Origin of the sequence: Phaeovulum veldkampii DSM 11550 (assembly GCF_003034995.1) — a bacterium.
Taxonomy (GTDB): Bacteria; Pseudomonadota; Alphaproteobacteria; order Rhodobacterales; family Rhodobacteraceae; genus Phaeovulum; species Phaeovulum veldkampii.
The window spans coordinates 31,915-51,456 of the sequence record NZ_PZKF01000011.1 but is presented as its reverse complement, the minus strand read 5'-3'; the positions used below and the strand labels follow the sequence as shown (position 1 = coordinate 51,456).

General features: G+C 66.1%; 14 protein-coding genes. 4 read left to right on the top strand and 10 right to left on the bottom strand.

Going from position 1 to position 19,542, the window contains the following annotated elements:
- Positions 1 to 2 precede the first annotated feature (2 nt).
- From C5F46_RS06460 to acs, 9 genes are all read right to left on the bottom strand, one after another.
- Complete coding sequence (locus C5F46_RS06460; RefSeq protein WP_107324546.1) at positions 3 to 5,438, bottom strand: alpha-2-macroglobulin family protein; 5,436 nt, start codon at positions 5,436 to 5,438, stop codon at positions 3 to 5.
- Positions 5,439 to 5,531: 93 nt separating this feature from the next.
- On the bottom strand, positions 5,532 to 7,619 hold the full coding sequence (locus C5F46_RS06455) for a 3'-5' exonuclease (RefSeq protein WP_107324545.1): 2,088 nt from the start codon (positions 7,617 to 7,619) through the stop codon (positions 5,532 to 5,534).
- Positions 7,616 to 8,011 carry a response regulator transcription factor gene (locus C5F46_RS06450; protein ID WP_107324544.1) on the bottom strand — a complete coding sequence of 132 codons (396 nt, stop codon included), beginning with the start codon at positions 8,009 to 8,011 and terminating at the stop codon, positions 7,616 to 7,618. Before C5F46_RS06450 ends, C5F46_RS06455 begins: the two co-directional genes overlap by 4 nt.
- Before the next feature lie 3 nt (positions 8,012 to 8,014).
- On the bottom strand, positions 8,015 to 8,548 hold the full coding sequence (locus tag C5F46_RS06445; RefSeq protein WP_107324543.1) for a hypothetical protein: 534 nt from the start codon (positions 8,546 to 8,548) through the stop codon (positions 8,015 to 8,017).
- A gap of 10 nt (positions 8,549 to 8,558) precedes the next feature.
- Positions 8,559 to 10,394 (bottom strand): putative nucleotidyltransferase substrate binding domain-containing protein, encoded by a 1,836-nt coding sequence (locus C5F46_RS06440; RefSeq protein ID WP_107324542.1) that lies wholly within the window; start codon positions 10,392 to 10,394, stop codon positions 8,559 to 8,561.
- A gap of 83 nt (positions 10,395 to 10,477) precedes the next feature.
- Positions 10,478 to 12,481, bottom strand: coding sequence for a sodium:solute symporter family protein (locus C5F46_RS06435; RefSeq protein ID WP_107324541.1), 2,004 nt, complete (start codon positions 12,479 to 12,481; stop codon positions 10,478 to 10,480).
- 15 nt (positions 12,482 to 12,496) lie between these two features.
- On the bottom strand, positions 12,497 to 12,754 hold the full coding sequence (locus C5F46_RS06430) for a DUF4212 domain-containing protein (protein WP_107324540.1): 258 nt from the start codon (positions 12,752 to 12,754) through the stop codon (positions 12,497 to 12,499).
- 65 nt (positions 12,755 to 12,819) lie between these two features.
- The gene (locus C5F46_RS06425; protein ID WP_107324539.1) at positions 12,820 to 13,518 is read right to left on the bottom strand and encodes an adenylate kinase; all 699 of its coding nucleotides are present in this window, start codon (positions 13,516 to 13,518) and stop codon (positions 12,820 to 12,822) included.
- A 2-nt stretch (positions 13,519 to 13,520) separates the two neighbouring features.
- Positions 13,521 to 15,494 (bottom strand): acetate--CoA ligase, encoded by a 1,974-nt coding sequence (gene acs, locus C5F46_RS06420; protein ID WP_107324538.1) that lies wholly within the window; start codon positions 15,492 to 15,494, stop codon positions 13,521 to 13,523.
- 799 nt (positions 15,495 to 16,293) lie between these two features.
- Here acs and C5F46_RS06415 point away from each other — a divergent pair.
- The 4 genes from C5F46_RS06415 to C5F46_RS06400 all read left to right on the top strand — a co-directional run bounded on the left by C5F46_RS06415 (position 16,294) and on the right by C5F46_RS06400 (position 19,098).
- The gene (locus C5F46_RS06415; protein ID WP_107324537.1) at positions 16,294 to 17,163 is read left to right on the top strand and encodes a hypothetical protein; all 870 of its coding nucleotides are present in this window, start codon (positions 16,294 to 16,296) and stop codon (positions 17,161 to 17,163) included.
- Positions 17,164 to 17,189: 26 nt separating this feature from the next.
- On the top strand, positions 17,190 to 18,122 hold the full coding sequence (locus C5F46_RS06410; protein WP_107324536.1) for a hypothetical protein: 933 nt from the start codon (positions 17,190 to 17,192) through the stop codon (positions 18,120 to 18,122).
- A complete protein-coding gene (locus tag C5F46_RS06405; RefSeq protein ID WP_107324535.1) occupies positions 18,119 to 18,418 on the top strand; it encodes a hypothetical protein in 300 nt (99 codons plus the stop codon). The genes C5F46_RS06410 and C5F46_RS06405 overlap by 4 nt, the downstream gene beginning before the upstream one ends.
- A gap of 182 nt (positions 18,419 to 18,600) precedes the next feature.
- Positions 18,601 to 19,098 carry a hypothetical protein gene (locus C5F46_RS06400; RefSeq protein ID WP_107324534.1) on the top strand — a complete coding sequence of 166 codons (498 nt, stop codon included), beginning with the start codon at positions 18,601 to 18,603 and terminating at the stop codon, positions 19,096 to 19,098.
- Positions 19,099 to 19,106: 8 nt separating this feature from the next.
- On the opposite strand, the gene C5F46_RS06395 is transcribed toward C5F46_RS06400, so the two are convergent.
- Positions 19,107 to 19,523, bottom strand: a complete 417-nt coding sequence (locus tag C5F46_RS06395; protein WP_107324533.1) for a hypothetical protein — start codon at positions 19,521 to 19,523, stop codon at positions 19,107 to 19,109.
- Between the last annotated feature and the right edge of the window lie 19 nt (positions 19,524 to 19,542).

Below are 19,542 nucleotides of genomic sequence, written 5' to 3'. Positions count from 1 at the left end.
ACCTAGCGCACCCTCACGCTGCCCGTCCCGGTGCGGGCGTGGTAGCCGGGGCGATACATATCCTCGACGCTGGCCGCGGGGTGGTGGAAACGACCCGGCGTGACCGCGCGCACCAGATAGGCCAGCCGGAACGGATCGTCGCTTTGCCAATCCAGCGCTGCCAGAAAGCGGTCCTGCCGGAACTCGGTCATCCGGGTCGCATCGGTCACCTCAAGCCAGGCCAGCGCGGCAATGTCGCCACCGCGCAAGAGGTTGGGGTTGTCAATCTCAAACCCTGCGGGCAGCGGGTCGGCCACCATCAGCCGCGCCGCACCGCCGCCCTGCGGCGTCACCTCCAGCACCGTCACCAGCCGCGTGCCCTGCGCCACCTCGGCCGGGTCCATCGCCGCACCCTCCAGCGTGTAGTAGCGGCGGGTGATGGCATAGCCGGTGCCGCCGGCCGCCTCGGCCACCTCGGGCACGCCCGTGGTGGTCAGCGTCAGCGTGGTGGCCTTGCCCGAACCGTTGGCCACCGCACCTGGTGCCGCCGCTGCCTCGGCATCGGTTACCTGAAGCGTGGGGCGAGCCAGCGCCGCACCGTTCAGCGTCAGCCCCTCGGTGCCGGGCCGGTCGATCAGGCCCTGCGCGGCCATCAGCGCCCAGGCGGCCTCTTGCGGAGACAGGGGCTGACCTGCGATGCGGCTGGCCAATGTCGCGCCCGCCGCCTCCAGCGGCACCGCGGTCGATCCGGCTTCGGCCGCCAGCGCCAGAACTGCTGCCTGATCGCGCAGCGCGGTGCCGTAGTCGGCGCGCCAGATCTGGCCCTCGTCGCCGGCCCTGCCCATCAGCCGCGCGGCGCGGGCAAACATCGCATCGGCGCGCGTCTGATCGCCATAAGCTGCCAGCGCCGCGCCCAGTTGCGCCGCAGCCAGCGGCGTTGCGAAATCGTCGCCCTTCACATCGGCGTAGTAGCGCAGATCGCCCGCCGCCGCCGCGCCCTCGCGCGCCAGAACCATCAGCGCATAGGCCAGACCAACCCCGCCGCCGTTGGTGTCGGCGCTGAAATCGGGGGCGTAGTTCACCTGATTGCGCAAATTGTCCATCGCGTTGCGGAAGGCGGCGTCGGGCACCGCATGGCCCTGCGCCCGTGCACGGCTGAGGAAATCTGACACATAGGCATCCAGCCACAGATCGCCGCTTTCGGGCGACCAAAGGCCAAAGGCGCCGCTGGCGGCCTGATTGGTCAGCACCCGCGCCACCGCAGCGGCGATGCGCGGGCGGGCGCCCTCGGGCTCGGCCAGCGCGGACATGTGCAGCAGCGGCAGCGCCTTTGACACCGTTTGTTCGGTGCAGCCGTAGGGGTAGCTGTCCAGCGCCGCCATCAGCCCCGCCGCGTCGAACCGCGCCAGCGGCCCCAAGGTCAGCGTGGCGGTGCCGGTGCCAGGGGCCAGTCCGGCAAACACCTCGGCATCCAGGGTGAAGCTGGCGCCTGCGGCCAGATCAAAGCGCGACTGGCGCGATATCGCGGGGTCGTTGCGCTGCACCGGGATGGTCAGCACCTTGTCCAGCACCCGGCCCTCGGGCGTGGTCAGGCGGACCAGAACGGTTTCCACCCCCTCTGCTGCGCCAGCGGTCAGCGGCACGGTTACCCGCGCGGTGCCCAGTTCCGCCAGCTCGACGCTCGAGGGGCTGGCGCCAAGCGTCAACCCCTCGGCGGTCAGGTCCAGCCCCACGCGCCCGGCGGGGCCAGAGGCATGGGTGATGTCCAGCATCAGCCGCGCCTGATCGCCCGGCGCCAGAAAACGCGGCGCCGAGGCGGTCACCACCACCGGATCGCGCACCAGGACATCGGCGCTTGCCTGCCCCACGCCGCCCTGCGACCAGACGACGGCCATCAGCCGCACGGTGCCGTTGAAGGCGGGCATCTGAAATTCGGTCTGCGCGGTGCCATCGGCACCAATGGTCAGCGGGCCGCTGAAATAGGCCACCAGTTCCTCGGTCGGGGGCGGGGCCTGCATGCTCAGCCCGCGGTCGCCATCGCCGCCTGATCGGATGATACCCTCGGCGCCGGTGCGCCCGTCGATCAGCCGACCATAGACATCACGCAGCGCCACCCCCAGCCGCCGCTGGCCAAAGTAATGGCCCTGCGGGTCGGGCGCGGCAAAGCCGGTCAGGTTCAGGATGCCCAGATCGACCGCAGCAATGGTGGCAAAGGCGGTATCACCGGGCGCCACGCCGTCTACCTTCAGCGTCACGGGCAGCGGCGCGCGCGGAGCGGATTTTGCGGGCACCGCGAAACGGGCCGCAAGCGCGCGTGTGCCGGGGTCCACCGCGGCATGGGCCAGCCCCAGCGCGCGCGCAGGCACCCGATCGGCGGCTGCCGCAACCAGCGGGCGCAGCACCGAGGCGGTGACATAGGCACCCGGCCCCCAATCGTCGGTGACCGGCAGGTCGATCAGGTTTTCGCCCGCCGTCACCGCCACCGTTTTCAGCGCAATCACCCGGTTCGACAGCACCGAAACCACGGCCACACCATCTGCCGCAGGCACCAGCCGCAGCCGCGCCGTATCGCCGGGCCGGTAGGCGGGCTTGTCCAGCGACAACTCCAGCCGGTCGGGGCTGGCAAGCGTGTCGGCCGGGGCATACCAGCCCGCATCGAACCCGACCGAGGCCACGGCGTAGTCGCCCGCCGTGGTTTCCACGATCAGCTCATATCGGCCCCAGGTCACCTGCGCGGCGATTTCGGCGGGGCCTGCGGTGGCGGTCAGGTCACCCTCGGCTATGCGGGTGCGGCGGGTCACCGGCTCCCACGTCCAATTGCCATACATCGCATACCATTGGTAATCGGTCTCGACCCGGTTCAGCCGCCAGTGCAGTGGCACCGCGGCAGGCGCGCCGTCGGGGCCAAGCGCCACGATCTGAAACCGCGCCTCCCCGCCCTCGGCCACAGTGTCGCCCTGAAACATCGGCCGGATGCCGGGTGCGGGGCTGGCGGGCAGGACGATACGGGTGATTTCCCGCTCTACCGGGCGGCCCGAGCCTTCGGCCAGCCGCACGGCCACACGCGCGGCAAGCGGCTGCGGGCTGGGCAGCGCCATCGCGTCGGGCAGTGTAACGGGAATGGTCAGCGCGCCGGTCACATCGGTCTGCCCGGCGCTCAGCCCCTCATACCAGGGCGAGACGGGGTCATCTTGGCGGCCAAAGCGGAAGCCCTCAAAGCCGGGAACGGACTCGGCTGCCGACAGCCGCAGATCGGCCTCGGCGGTCAGGCCCGCGCCGGGCGCGCCGAACAGCCAGCGTGCCGCCAACGTCAGCTCGGGCAGCGCCGCGGCGGGGAAGGGGCCTTGCGGCAGGGTCAGGGCAAAGTCGATCCGCTCGGGCAGGAAATCTTCGACCAGCACCCGCTGCGAGGCCAGCGGCGGCGCCTTTGGATCGGCCAGAATATCCAGCCGCCAGGTGCCGCGGGGCACACCAGGTGCCAGCGGAAAGGTCAGCACATGCCCGCCCGCGCCGACCGCATCGGCCAGCGTGCGGGCGTGTTCCACCCCGTCGGGACGGATCAGAACAGCGGTCAGCGGCACGCCGGACAGCGCGCGCGCGCCACTGTCACGGGCCAAGGCGGTGACGTGGATCGTTTCGCCCGCGCGATAGGCGCCGCGGTCGGTCGCCACGAACACGTCGATCGGCGGCGCGGGCGGCAGCCCCGCCACGCCGCGGTCGGACAGGTCAAACTCGGGTTCTGTCAGCGACAGGAAGGCGATATCCTCGCCCATCGCCACGCTGACCAGCGCAGGCGCCGCCGCGCCCCGGCCTGCGGCAAGCCCGGCGTCGAACATCGCGTGGCCCTGATCATCGGTGCGGGCGGTGCCCAGCACCGCATTGGCACGCGAGACAAGCTGCACCTCGGCCCCGGCGCGGGGGGCGGCATCTGACAGGCCGCGCACCACCACATGCAGCCCGTCGCTGCCAGACAGCGTGGCCAGCCCCAGATCCGACACGACAAACCATTGCAGGGCGGGCGGCGTTTCAGAGGGGTCAACACCGGGCAGCGCGGCCTGCAAGGCATAGATGCCGGGGCCAAGCGGGCCCGTCACCTCCTGCACCGGCAGGCGGGTGGTGATATCCCGGTTCAGCTCTTGCCCGACTTCGGCGGTGCCGGACCAGACCTCTTCGGCCAGCGATCCGGTGAAATCGGCGCCTGACCAGTAATCGAGCGAGCGGGCAAAATAATCGGCGCGCATCGCCGCCACAAGGTTGCGGTCGGAAATGCGGAACAGTTTCAGATCAAGCTGGCTGGTGTTGACGGTTTCCACTGGCAGCCCGGCGTCGGCGGCGCGCGGCAGAATATAGGCGCGGCCCGGAAAGCGCACTACGGGCGCGCGGTCGCGCACATAGGCGGTGATGGTCACATCGCGGGTCAACGCCTCGCCAGTGTCGGCCGGCAGGCCCGCGCGGAAGGTCAGCGCATAGCGGGCGCCATGTTTCAGCCCCGCGACGCACAACTGGCTGCCCTCGGGTTCGACCGACAGCCCCGGTTCGGGCAGGGCGACAAAGGGCGCGTAATCGGTGCCCGCGCGCGCCAGAGGTTCGGAAAAAAGCGCGCAGATGCGGGGGGCGGCGCTGTCGGCCTCGACCTGATGCTCGGTGATGCGGAAACCGTATTTGCCGGCAGCATCGGCCAGCGCCGCGGCGATATCGTCGCGCGCTGACAGCGACTGCGCCAGCCGCAGTGCCGGAACCGAGTCGCGGCCACGATCGGCGCGTTGCAGCGCCTCGGCCAGAACCAGCAGCGCCTCGGCGCGCAAGGCGGCGGGGGCGGCGCGCAGATAGCCGTTCACGCCCGCCGAGACTGCGCGGCCCGCCTGATCGCGGTGCGCCTCGTCATCGCCCGGAAGGGCAAGGGTCAGGCGCGCATAATCCAGCCATTGATCGGCGGCATCGGTCAGGTTCAGCGCGGCCCCGGTCAGCCGCGCAGCCCCGGCGATGTCACCCGCGCGGCGCGACTGGGCCGCCGCCGACAGCAGTTGATCGGCGCCCCAGTCGCCAGTCAGATGCGCGCGCCCCAGCCCCGCGGCCTGATCGCGGGCCTGCCGCAGATCTTCGGCCTGCAGAAATGCCAGGTCGCCCGCCCGCTGCCGGGCTTGCGCGATCAGCCCCGGCGCTGCCGCCTGCACGACCCCGGAATAGGCGCCCTGATAGGGCACCTGCCCCGTGACCGTCGACTTGGGAAAGCATGACCCGTTGCGTGCGTTGAAGGTGATCGCCTGGCAGGCCGGGTTCGACAGGCAGGCGGCCTCGCACGAGTCCAGCGTGGTGTCGAAGATCTGGACCAGATCGGCACCGACAAGGTCCATGTTCTCGGTCAGCACTAGCCTGCGTTCCGGAACGGGCGAGGCGTCTTGCGCCGTGGCTGGCAGGGCGAGGGTCAGGCAGAAAACCGCAGTCAGAAGGGCACGCATCGGAGACTCCTTCGCGAGGGCGCGTGCCTTGATGCTGTCACGCCCCGTGCCCTTGAGCAAGCGAGACAAGCCGCGAATTTGACCTGGCCCCCCCTAGATGTTCAAGTCCCGGAGCAGGCGGCCATGCTTGCGCACCTCGGCCAGAACATCGCCAAAGGTGACATGGCCGCGGGCCTTGAGCACGGGCAGCAGCTTGAGGAAAGCATCCGCCGTGGCCACGGTATCGCCGATGGCGGTGTGGCGCGCCTCTTCGGGGATGGTGATGCCCAGCCGGTGGGTCAGCGCATCAAGGCTGTGACTTTCGCTTTGGCCAAAGATCACTGCCGACAGCAGCACCGTGTCAAGGATCGGGTGGTCGAATACCCGGCCTATGCCCAGCTCGTGGCGGCGCAGAAACTCCATGTCAAAGGGGGCGTTATGGGCCACCAGAACCGCGCCTTCGGCGAATTTGTGGAACCGTCGCCCGACCTCTTCGATGCCGGGCGCATCCACCACCATCGCATCGGAAATGCCGTGCACCTGCGTCGAGGCGGGCGGGATCGTGCGGCGCGGGTTGACCAGCGTGTCAAACACCTCTTTGCCGACGCGGCGCCCGTTCACGATGCGCACCGCGGCGATCTGCACGATCTCGTCGCCCTCGCTGGGCAGCAGGCCGGTGGTTTCGGTGTCAAAGACCACATAGGTCAGGTCTTCCAACCGGGTATTCAGCACCTCGGCGTTGCGCGATTTCGACAACAGGTCGAAATCATAGACCACCCCGCGCGGGATCGGCGCCGGGCGGCCATGGGCCAGCCGCGCCTCGCGCAGCGGCAGGCACAGCCGCGCGCGGCCATGCGGGCGCGGCTCGGGCCAAAGCTCGGTGGCATGCAGCGACAGCACCGTGCGCCCGGTGACATCGGCCATGCCCACCTGCAACGGAGCGGCAAGCCATCGGTCCAGTTCCGACACCGGCAGCGGCGGCCCCGCCCAATCCAGCGTGATCAGCGCCCCGGCGCCGTCTTCGGCGATCTCCAGCCGGAAATCGCTGCGCCCCGGTGCCGCGCGGGTCACAAGTGCGGCCAGCAGCGCCACGATCTCGAACCCGTCACAACGCAGGATCAGGTCGGATGTGTGGCAGTGCAACGCGATGTCCTCGGGCGCCAGCAGCACCTGCACCGCCGCCGTCAGGTCGGTGGCGCGGGTCATCGACAGCGGCCACCAGTCGGCGCGGGCGGCATCATGGCGGTGCGCCAGATCGTTGATCGCCTGCGTCAACCCCGTCACTTCGGTCCGCAGGGCGCGGTCAAGCGGTTCGGTCAGGCCTACCTGCTGTTCCGACAACACCCCGATCATGGCCTGAAGATTGGCCGCGGGGCGCCGCAGCCGGTCAAACAACTCATCCATCAGCGCCTCGCGCGTGGCGTGGGCGGCCAGATCGGCGGTCACGTCACGCAGCGTCAGCACATAGCCGGGCCGCGCCTGCCCGCCCGCGCAGGCCGACAGATCGGTCAACAGCCGCATCCGCGCGGCCAGCACGCGCGACCCGGCCGTGCTGGCGCATAGCAGGTCTGACGCGGCATCGGGATCGTCGGTTTCCAGCAGCCGGGCATAGGCGTGCAGGATCGGGGCGTCATGCAGATAGTCAAACAGCCGCCGATCCAGCCCCGGAGCATCCAGGCTGCCCAGAAGCCCGACGGCATGGCCGTTGTAGAACACCAATTGATGGTCGGGCGAGCACAGCAGCACCCCCACCGGCACGTCGGACAAAAGTGTTTCCAGCCGCTCTTTCTCGGCGGCAAGGCGAGTGGTTTCACGCGCCACCGCCTCGGCCAGCGCATTGCGCGCATCGGACAGATGCTGCGTTGCCGCCATCGCGGCGGGGGCCAGGTCGCCCAGATAGCGGGCGGGGGTGTGGTCCATCTCGGCGGCGACATCGGCATGGGTACGGGCGCGAATGCCGCCGGCCAGCCGCTCGATCGGTTTGGCCACGTTGATGTCGAACAGATACCAGACCCAGGTGATCAGTCCCAGAATCACAAAGCCCGCAGCCACCCCGCCAGAGATAAAGGCGTTGAGGTCGTCGGGGTTGCCCAGCCGCTGATAGCCCAGAAACAGCCCGACCGTCAGCGCCGCGCAATTTCCCACCGCCAAGGCGACAAAGAACAGAAAGACGCGGAACCGAAGGCTGAGCCGGTGGATCATGGCGCTGCCTCCGGGTTGAGCAGGCGGTGAAGTTCCGAGCGGAGCTCTTTCAGCTCGAACGGCTTGGCGATCAGACCGTCGGCCCCCATCGCCAGACCCTTGCGCCGCTCCATCGCCGATCCGCGAGCGGTCATCATCAGGATCTTGACCGTTGCCAGCGCCGGGTCGGCCCGCACGTCCTGACAGATTTCATAGCCCGACACCTCGGGCAGCATGATGTCAAGCAGCACCAGATCGGGGCGGGTTTCGCGGATACGGGCCACGGCGCCTGCGCCGGTGGCGATGCGGTCATGGTCATAGCCTTCGCGCGTCATCAGGTAGTCGAGCGCCAGGGCGATGTTGTCCTCATCCTCCACAATCAGGACTCGTCGCTTGGTTCCCAGATCGGGCATGGCTCATCCTCCGTTGCAGACGGCCTGCAATGTCTCGTCCTCAAGGCCCACGGGCTGCCAACTGGCCCCGGTCAGCGTGCCGTCGGCTGCAAGCTCGGCGCCGCCGAACAGATCGGCGCGCGCGCCCGCCGCGCAATCGTAGGCTACCGGCACCACGCGGGTCGGTTGCCAGCGCTGCACCAGCAGGATTTCGGCGCGCACCAGATCGGGCGCCGCATCGGACCGCACCAGCGCGCTCCGGTCGATTGCCATGAAACGTTCGGTCATCGGGATCGCGTAGGTCCACGGCCGCCACGGCGCGCTGGAGGTGGCGGTGTTCAGCACCACCACAGATTCCGGCAAAACCGCCTCAAGCCGCGAAAACCATGTGTATTCGTTCCAGATCGAAAACACGATCATGGTTGCCCCCACGGCACTGGGCATCATCCATTTGGGCAGGCGCTGGCCGCGAGCCTTGCGAAAGAAATGGCCAGCCGCAAACATGATGCAGGCCGTCAGAATGCCTGCCGCAATCATCGAAATCAGATCAACTGCCATTCCGGCCCCCTTAGCCTAATGTTCCCTTGCCGTGCCCGACCGCCGATTGCATCGTGCGCACGACGACAAAGGCATCGCGCAGATGGCTGCGCTCGAAATCCGACAGGTCGGACGGGGCCAGATAGTTGTCGGGCGCACGGCCCGATTTCACCAGATGCGCCTGATTTTCCAGACGCATCGTGGCGATCAGATCATAAGCCTCGATCAGGTCGCGCGCGCCCGAGGCGGAAATGACCCCCGCATCCTCGGCGCCTTGCAGGCGGGCGCGGGTGTTCACGTCGGTCAGCCGGCCTTGCAACGCATAGACCCGCGCCAGATCGGCCACCGGCACCACGCCGTTGTGCTTCATGTCGATATGGTTGCGATGCTCGCCCGAGCGGATCGTGGCAAAGCCGCGGATCAGGCCCAGCGGCGGCGTGTGTTTCAGGCTGTTGGCGATCATATGCGCCACGAAGATGGAGTTTCGTGACGCCATCTCCAGCGTTTCGGCCTGCAGGTCGTGATACAGCCCCGCGGTGCCGCCGATCGGGCGCAGGTCGAACATGACCGAGGCCAGCATTTGCGATTCGGGGCTGTGCGTGGTGGTCCAGGCCCGGAAATACTCGCGCCACACCCGCACCGGCTGGCGCCATCGCGCCGCGGTGGCCATCATGTCGCCGGGGCAATAGACATAGCCGCAGGCGTTCAACCCGTCGGATACGAACCGCGCCAGATGGTCAAAATAGGGCATGTCATCGTCGGTCGCGGCATCGTCAAGGAAGAGGCAGTTGTCCTGATCGGAAACGCCGGTCTGTTCCTGACGGCCCTGGCTGCCGCAGGCCAGCCACAGATAGGGCACCGGCGGCGTGCCAAATTCGGCCTCGGCCATGGCCAGCAGGCGCCTTGTGACGGCATCGGCAATGTCGGTGATCAGCCGCGTCACGACCTCGTGGCTGAGATGGCCACCCACCAGTTGCACCAATAGCTGCGGGATCCGGGCGGTCACGGCGGCCATTTCTTCAATACTGGTCGCGCCCGAAATGTCGCGGATCAGCACGGCAGAACTGACGGCCTGAAACCGCGTCAGGTCGGTCTGGGTGATCATCCCGGCAAAGCGGCCATGATCGACAATCGGCAGGTGCCCGATCTTGCGTTCCAGCATGATGTGAAAAATGTCAGACCCCAGCGCCGTGAGCGGCAGCGAGATCGGATCGGCGGTCATCACGGCGCGCACCGGGGTGGCGGGGTCGCGCCCCTCGGCCAGCACACGGTTGGCCAGATCGCGCACTGTGATGATGCCCAAAAGCCGTTCGCCGCCATCAGCCGGGTCAGTGACACCCAACGAGGAGACATGCGCATCGCGCATCATCCGCGCGGCCTCGTCCACCGGCGTATCGGGCGAACACGACAGCGGCTTGCGCGCGATCAGGTCTGAAACCTTTTGCATGGCAATATCGCCACCGCGGCTGTCTTGCCGCCGCGAGCGGTTGAAGAAGCGATCAAAGACTGGATACTGACCGATCAGGCGGCGAAACTCGGAAACGGGCAACATCAGCACGATGCTGTCTTCCTTGGCGCGCGCGGTGGTGGCGGCCAGACCGTCACGCATCAATCCGCGTTCGCCAAATGTATTGCGTGCCGACAGCAGCGACACCAGCGCGCCGTTGCGGTCGGTGACCTCGACCCCACCCTTCTTGATGAGGAAGATCCCGCCCAGCGGCTCGTCGATTTCATAGATCAGGTCGCCCGCGGCATAGTCCCGGCGCATCATGGCGCGGGCCACCTGCGAAAGCTCGTCGCGGGGCAGGGTGTCGTAGGGGTGGACGGTTTCCAGAAAGCCGATAAGGGTCTGAAGCGTCTCGTCCATCGCAGTCTCCAAGGTTGGCACGCGGTTGCCCACGTTCGCCAGAAGGAAGCGCCGGGCGGAAGACCCGCCCGGCGCCTGTTGCCTCAGTGGCCGGTCGCCGCGCCCGCACCTTTCGGGATGCGGATCGATTCAACCAGTTCCTGCACTTCCTGCGGGGGTTCCTTGGTCATCGACGAGACGACATAAGCCGACACGAAGTTGACCACGGCGCCAACCGCACCGATCGACAGCGGCGAGATGCCGAACACATAGTTGGCCGCCACATCTTCAAGCATGTTGGTGCCGGGGATGAAGAACCAGCCCTTGTAGACAAAGATGTAGACCGCGGTGAACACCAGCCCGAACAGCATGCCGACGATGGCGCCCTGCTTGTTGATGCGCTTCGAGAAGATGCCCATCATCAGAACCGGGAAGATCGTTGCAGCCGCCAGACCGAAGGCCAGCGCCACCACCTGAGCCGCAAAGCCCGGAGGGTTGAGGCCCAGATAGGTCGCCACCACGATGGCAAAGCCCATCGAGACCCGAGCCGCCAGCAGTTCGCCCTTTTCCGAGATGTTCGGATTGATCGAGCCTTTGATCAGGTCGTGCGAGATGGCCGAGGAAATGGCCAGCAGCAGACCCGCGGCGGTGGACAGGGCGGCCGCCAGAGCACCGGCGGCGACCAGCGCGATCACCCAGCCCGGAAGGGCCGCGATCTCGGGGTTGGCCAGCACCATGATGTCGTTGTCGACCTTGGACAGTTCGTTGCCCGCAAAGCCTTTGGAGGCGGCCGTTGCCTTCATCGCCTCGGACTTGTCGTTGTAGTACTGGACAAGGCCGTCACCGTTGCGGTCAAGGAAGCGGGGCTTGAAGCCTTCGCCCAGAGCCGCGCGGATCGCCGCGTCGATGGCCGCGGCGTCGCCGCCCTCGGCACGGATTTCCTTGGTCACACCGTCAGCACCGGTCATGTGCAGAACCGCAGCCGGGTTGGCGCCCAGAGCCGCCACAACACCTTCGCGGATCTTGACGTCAGCGGGCTTGTCGGTCAGCGGGTAGCCGGGCGAGAACTCCATAAGGCCGGTGGCCTGCCAGGTTTTCATCCAGTCCGGGCGGGCCTCATACGACAGCGCGTCGCCATCCAGCGCATTGCCGGCGGCAGAGGCAGGCCACATCGTCGTGGTCAGGTTCAGACGCGCCATCGAACCCACGGCCGGGGCCACGGTGTAAAGCAGCGCGATGAACACCAGCGCCCAACCGGCCGAAGACCGGGCGTCCGCCACTTTCGGCACGGTGAAGAAGCGGATGATGACGTGCGGCAGACCCGCGGTGCCGATCATCAGCGACATGGTGAACAAAAACATGTTCAGCATGTTGGCGCTTTCCGAGGTGTAGGCCTTGAAGCCCAGTTCGGTCACGACCTGGTCAAGCTTGGTCAGGAACGCCACGCCCGATGCCGAGTGATCGCCGATCAGGCCCAACTGCGGCAGCGCCGAGCCGGTCAGTTGCAGTGAGATGAAGACCGCCGGAACCGTGTAGGCGATGATCAGAACGACATATTGCGCCACCTGGGTATAGGTGATGCCCTTCATGCCGCCGAACACGGCATAGGCGAACACGATCGCCGCGCCGATATAAAGCCCGGTGTCGGTGGACACTTCGAGGAAGCGCGAGAAGGTCACGCCCACGCCCCGCATCTGCCCGATCACATAGGTGATCGAGATGACGATGAGGCAGATAACCGCCAGCAGTCGGGCGCCGCCCGAATAGAAGCGGTCGCCGATAAATTCCGGCACGGTGAACTTGCCGAACTTGCGCAGGTAAGGGGCCAGAAGCAGCGCCAGCAGCACATAGCCGCCGGTCCAGCCCATCAGGAAGGCCGATTGCTCATATCCGCCAGCCGGAGCCAGCGCGATGATGCCCGCCATCGAGATGAACGAAGCCGCCGACATCCAGTCGGCGCCGGTCGCCATGCCGTTGAGGATGGGGTTGACGCCTTGGCCGGCCGCATAGAATTCGGCCGTCGATCCGGCGCGGGCCCAGATTGCGATACCGATATAGATCGCAAAGGTGATGCCCACGAAGATCAGGTTGAGGGTGAATTGATCCATTGTCCCTGCTCTCCCTTATTCTTCAACGCCATGGGCGCGATCGAGCCGGTTCATCACGATGGCATAGCCAAAGATCAGAACCAGGAACACATAGATCGACCCGTTCTGAGCCATCCAGAAGCCAAGATCGGCCCCGCCGACGTTGATGCCTTTCAGCATCGGACGCAGGATGATGCCCATGCCGAAGGAACAGACGAACCAGATCACCAGAGATATCTGGATGATCCGGATGTTCGCTTTCCAGTAGGCATTGGACGAAGATTTGTCCGCCATTTGCGTAACTCCCTGTTGTTACCTCCAAAGAACGGACGCCCTAAGACGCCGCCCTTCCTTCCCCGTCAACCCGCCAGAAGCCCGCCCACGATCTGCCCCAGGTCTTCGGCAACCTTGTCGATCGACGCCATCGCATCGACCCGTTGCAGAACACCAAGGCGCTCGTAATGCGCGATCAGCGGTGCCGTCTGGGCGTGATAGGCTTTCAGCCTTTCTCGCGCCGTTTCGGCAGTGTCGTCGGCCCGGCGCTTGAACGTCGTGCCGCCGCATTTGTCGCAAACCCCGTCGTGAAGGGGCCGCTTGAAATCGTCATGGTAGCCCTCGCCACAGGTGGCGCAGGTGTAACGCCCGGCGACGCGGGCGATCATCGCCTCGTCATCGACGTCAAGGCTGATTGCGGCATCGACGCGCTGGCCGGATGCGGCCAGCAGATCATCCAGCGCCGCCGCCTGCACATCGGTGCGGGGGAAGCCGTCAAGGATCACCCCGGCGGCCACATCGGGCGCCGCCATCCGATCCTTGAGAATCGCCAGCACGATGTCGTCAGACACCAGCCCCCCCGCCGCCATCACCGACTTGGCGGCAAGGCCCGCGGGGGTGCCCGCCGCAACCGCGGCGCGCAGCAGATCGCCGGTGGACAACTGGATCAGGCCAAAGCCCTCTTCCAGCAGCCGGGCCTGCGTGCCCTTGCCCGCCCCCGGAGGGCCGAGCAGGATCAGAACGCGGGCGGTCTTGGCTGCCGTCTCCTCCCGAACCGCAGCCACGCTCAGCCCCGGTTCATGCGGTTGTCGATCAGATCCTGCACGACCGACGGGTCGGCCAGCGTCGAGATGTCACCGAGGCTGCCAAAGTCATTCTCGGCGATCTTGCGCAGGATGCGGCGCATGATCTTGCCCGAGCGGGTCTTGGGCAGGCCCGGCGCCCATTGGATCAGGTCGGGCGAGGCGATCGGCCCGATCTCGGTACGAACCCATTTCACCAGATCCTTGCGCAGTTCCTCGCTCGGCTCGACGCCGTTCATAAGCGTGACATAGGCATAGATGCCCTGCCCCTTGATGTCGTGCGGATAGCCCACAACTGCGGCCTCGGCCACCTGCGCATGGGCGACCAGCGCGCTTTCGACCTCGGCGGTGCCCATCCGGTGGCCCGAGACGTTGATCACGTCATCGACGCGGCCAGTGATCCAGTAATAGCCGTCGGCATCGCGGCGGCAGCCGTCGCCGGTGAAGTAATAACCCCTATACTGGCCGAAATACGCCTCCTGGAACCGTTCGTGGTCGCCCCAGAGCGTGCGCATCTGGCCCGGCCAGCTATCAGAGACACACAGAACGCCGTCACATTCCGTTTCGCCGATGCGGCGGCCGGTCTGCGGGTCAAGCACCACGGGCTTGACGCCAAAGAACGGTGTGGTGGCCGAACCCGGCTTGGTCGCGGTGGCACCCGGCAGCGGTGTGATCATGTGGCCGCCGGTTTCGGTTTGCCAGAAGGTGTCGACGATCGGGCAACGGCCCTTGCCGACATGGCGGTCATACCAGACCCAGGCTTCGGGGTTGATTGGCTCGCCCACCGAGCCCAGCACGCGCAGCGACGACAGGTCGTGCTTTTCAACCCATTCGGGGCCCTGGCCCATCAGGCTGCGGATAGCAGTAGGGGCGGTGTAGAACTGCGTGACCTTGTGCTTGGCGCAGACTTCCCAGAAACGGCCCGCGTCGGGATAGGTCGGCACGCCTTCGAACATGATCGTGGTGGCGCCATTGGCCAGCGGGCCATAGACGATATAGCTGTGGCCGGTGACCCAGCCCACATCCGCGGTGCACCAGAACACGTCACCATCCTGATAGTCGAACGTGTATTGATGCGTCATCGAGGCATAGACAAGATAGCCGCCCGAGGTATGCACCACCCCCTTCGGCTTGCCGGTCGAACCCGAGGTGTAAAGGATGAACAGAGGGTCTTCCGCCCCCATCGGTCGCGGCGGGCATTCGGGGCTGGCGTGTTCCATCAGCGCCTTCAGGTCAACGTCGCGGCCCTGCATCCAGTGAATCTGATCGCCAGTGTGCTTTACCACCAGGCAACGCACCTTGTCCGAGCAGTGCAGCAGCGCGGCATCGGTGTTCGACTTCAGCGGCGTGCGGCGACCACCGCGGGGCGCGGTGTCGGCGGTGATCACCAGTTTGGCGCCGCAATCGTTGATGCGGTTGGCCAGCGCATCGGGCGAGAAGCCCGCAAACACGATCGAATGGATCGCGCCGATCCGGGCGCAAGCCAGCATCGCATAGGCCGCCTCGGGGATCATCGGCAGGTAGATGACAACACGGTCGCCGCGCATCACGCCCTGGCTCAGCAGGACGTTGGCCATACGGTTCACGTTTTCCGACAACTGGCGATAGGTGATGTGCTGCGCCGGGGTCGCCGGATCATCGGGTTCAAAGATGATCGCGGTCTGGTTGGCACGGGTCGGCAGGTGCCGGTCAATGCAGTTGTAGGCGACGTTCAGAACGCCATCCTCGAACCATTTGATATTGACCTGACCAAAGGTGAAATCGGTATTCTTGACCTTGGTATAGGGCTTTATCCAGTCAAGCCGCTGGCCCTCGCGGCCCCAGAACCCGTCCGGATCGGCGATCGATTCGGCATACATCGCGCGATACTTCGTCAGATCGGCATGGGCGTTTTCAAACCCCGCCGGCACCTCGCGCAGTTCCGGTTGCGTTGCGGATTGTTCCAAAGCTGCCGTCATGACATCCCCCCTTGCATAGCCGCGGGCATATCGCCCACGTCGGCCCGACGGCGCTGGCCGCAGGCAATTCTCTGTTACATCTTGTAAACCGATTGCCACTTTCCATGTAAGCCCCTTTGTAAATTGATTTTTTTTGTTAATTATTTTACAATAAGCAGGCAAAATCTGTAAATTTCCGCGCTGCAAAACATAGATTGCGGTTCGGTTTCAGGGGGTTGGGTGTTGATGCGGGCTGCGATGGGGCGGCCGGTTTGCCGCCGGGCGCGTATTTTCTCCGGTTTGCGCGTGATTTTGTTGGGAGGACTCAGACGGCGCGGCGTGGGTAAGGATGGGCCAGCCTGCGCCCGCACCGGCCGGTGGCCGTGTCACTCTCAGCGACCTCATCGTCATAGCCGGTGAACCCAGCCGTCCGGGATGTTGCGCCAGTTCGTGGCTGTCGGGTGTGAAGATCACCTCTCCCCGCAGCGGCGCATCCGTTGTTGCAAATAGGCGATGCATCGGCGCCGAAACGCTGCGATTCGGCGCCGCGCCCTGCGCCGCCTCAAAACCTTTATCGGGGTGTCGCGCCTCGCGATTGCGCTTTCTTTCACACATTCCAGACGTAAACAAATCGTTAACAAGGCATCAAATTCGAGTGCGGCTTGTGCGCGGGATGCCGTGATCTCAAGACATGGCCGTGAACGTGGGCAGTTCCTTTTTGGTGACAAAAAGGCGCAAGGCGGTGGAGCATGAATAAATTTGTGCCGGCCATTCGGGCCAATGCACCCCGACCGACCTTTTCCTGCGCCCGCGCACCCAGTTGACGGACACCGGCAGTGCCGGTGCGATCTCGACCTCTGACAGGTATCTGTTCGATAATGTGACCATCGACCTCGCCGCCAACCCGGTCGATGCGGTGTTCCGGGTGCTGACTATTTCTGGCTCGCCCGCATCGCTTGAATTCAATCCTGCGAATCAGAGGATTCGCGCGCGGTTGATGCCGATCAATAATCCCCGCATCACCTTCCGGATCACTTTGCTCAAGGATGGCACCGCCACATCGGCAAACCCTGACGGCGTTCCGGTTGCGCCGGGTGTGCGGCCGCGGCTGGCGGTTGTCACCTCTGACATGAAATCGGGATATCGCGCGGGCGAGGCTGTCAGCTTTCGCGCCTCGACCAACTATCCGGCATGGATCGACCGCGCCGAGATTCGCATTCTGGACCGAGACCGGTCTTCGCGGGGGCTGGCGGTGGTGCCGGTCGCGCCGAACGGCACGGCAGGCTGGACGATGCCTGCGGTTGGCGCCGACGAGATGCTGTTTGCCCTGCGGGTCTATGATGCGGGCGGACGGTTTGACGAAACCCACCATCAGGCGCTTAACCGCACCGCTGCCAATTTTCCCGCTGTGGCGCTGGACGGCCCGATCATCGCTCCGGGGGAGGATCTGGACATGCCCGCCCGCCGCGGTATTGCGGTGCGCGGCGGGTCCGTGACGGTAACGGGCAGCGCGACCCCCGGCGGCACCGTGCCGGTCATGGGCGAGGCGGCGCAGGCCGATGCCACCGGCCGGTTCGTGCTGCAACGCATTCTGCCGCCCGGCGCGCATGAGGTGCGTGTGGGCGACGGGGCTGCGGCGACGACCCGATCAGTTACGACGATGCGCCGACCTCGGGCAAATTCTATCTGAAGGTTGAAAAAGACCGCTCGCATGTGATGTCGGGCGACTTCAAGGCGTCTGACGGGGAATCGCGGCTGGTCCGGTCGGACCGCACGCTTTATGGCGCGCAGGTCGTGCATGAATCGATGCAGCAGACCGCGCATGGGGCGCCGCGGTTGAAGTTTTCGGCCTTTGCAGCCCAGTCCGACCGGCTGATGCAACGTGACAATCTGCGTGGCACGGGCGGATCGAGCTATTTTCTGAAACGTCAGGATATTCTGGCAGGCACCGAAACCCTGACGGTGGAATGGCGCGACCCGGTTTCGGGTCATGTGGTGCGGCGTCAGACGCTGGTGGCGGGCACAGATTACGAGATCGAGTATTTCGTCGGTGTGGTGATCCTGACGCGGCCACTGTCGGGTTCGGCCGGGGGCGCCTTGCTGACCGACTGCCCGCTGGGACAGTATGATGTGAATCTGGTGGCGCACTATGAATATGTGCCCACCACCGGCGATGTGGACGGCATCTCCACAGGGGCCCGACTGGAAGGCTGGGTGAATGATGCGCTGCGGCTGGGGCTTTCGGCGCAGAGCGAAACCACCGGCGTTGCCGACAACCGGGTTGTCGGGGCAGATATCCTGTTGCGGCGCAGCGATGCGACGTGGCTTTCACTGGATGTTGCGCGCAGCGAGGGGCCGGGGTTCGGGGCCTCGTTCTCGGATAACGGCGGGCTTGATATCGATACCACCCAGACCGCCTGGGGGATCGAAACCGAAGTCGAGATCCGCGATCGCAGCGCGCTGCGGCTGGCCAACCAGAACTTCAAGGATGCCGAGAACAAACGCCGCAGCGATGCCAAGGTTGCGCTGGAATATGCGCTGTCGGATCAGTGGACGGCCGAAATCGGCCTTGCCCATACCGACCGCAAATATCCGCTGGCGACACCGGCGGTCCGCTCTAGAAAAGCCCCATCTTTTCGGTCGATGTGAACTATGACCTGACCAAGGATCTGACGCTGGGTGCCAAATATGGCCTGCGCAAGGCCCAGATTGCCGACCGCAGTTCGGATCTGTTCATCAACAGCACCGCCGATCTGTGGGTGGTGCGGCTTGATTATCACGTTGTCCACAACTGGGATGTGATGATCGAAGCCCGGCGGATGGATTGCCGCGATACCGGCGTGACCGAAACCGGTGCGCTGGCGGGGGCTGGCGGTACGTCGGCAACAACTTCAAGGTCGGGGCGGGTTATCAGTGGGGCGATGTCTCCGACGACCTGCGGCTGATCTAGGGGTGCAAGGAGGGCGCGTTCCTCAACCTCGTCGCCAAGTTCTGATCGCCAGTTCTGGGGGCGAGGGTCCGGGCCTGACCGGCCCTCAGCCATTCCTTAACCCGAGCATGTTTTGCTCTGGCCGTTATCGGCGGGTGCTGAGGCGCGCTGCCGAATGCGGAATGAGGGGGCATCATAATGGGCTGGCAGGCGCGGTTTTCGCGCGGCTTTAGGCTGTTGTGCGCCGGACCCGTGGTGGCAGTCGCCTTGATCGCCCCGCCAGCGGTCTGGGCCGATCCGGTCGGGCGGGCTGCCCCGGCGCGGGTCTATCGCATCACGCAGGACAGCGGCGGCAGCATTGCCGCCCGCGCCCGGCATGTGGCCCGGTTGCGCGCTCAGGGGGCGCGGGTGCAGATCCGTGGTGCCTGCTGGTCATCTTGCACGATGTATCTGGCCTTGCCCGACACCTGCGTCAGCCGTCGGGCGCTGCTGGGGTTTCACGGCCCCGGCTCGGTCAGGCCCGGCATCGGTCTGCGGCCCGAGGCCTTTGAATACTGGTCGCAACTGATCGCGCGGCACTATCCCGAACCGTTGCGCGGCTGGTATCTGCGGGAGGGCCGCTACATCACCGTGGGCTTTACCGAGTTTCGTGGCGCCGATCTGTTGCGCCTCGGCATCGCCGAATGCCCGCCCTAACTGCGCGGTCAGCCGGCGCTGGCAGCGACGCCTGTTTCAAGGTCGATCGTGGCGGCGGCGTTGTTGGCCACCGCCTGCGCCGCCGCGGCAATGGCTGCTGCCTGCGCCGGTTCGGTCGAGGCGTTGGCCACAACGGCCAGCGCCGCGGCATAGTCAGCGACGGTGTCTTGCGGTGCCGCCTGCGCCGCAGCGATCAGAACCGCGGCCAACTGCCCCAGCCCGGAGTTCAGCGCGGCGGCGTCCAGCCCCGCGGCCCGCATCTGCGCGATCTGCGCCGAAACCTGGGCTGCACATCCGCCCTGCCCACAGGCGGTTGCCAGCGCGGCCTGGTCAATCTGGAAGGGTTGGGCGGCAACCGGGTGGGCCAGGCTGGCCGCGACCAGAGCCGACACCGAAAGCAGCAGGTTATGCAGTGGCATGATCATGGGGGTTTCGGTTACAGCT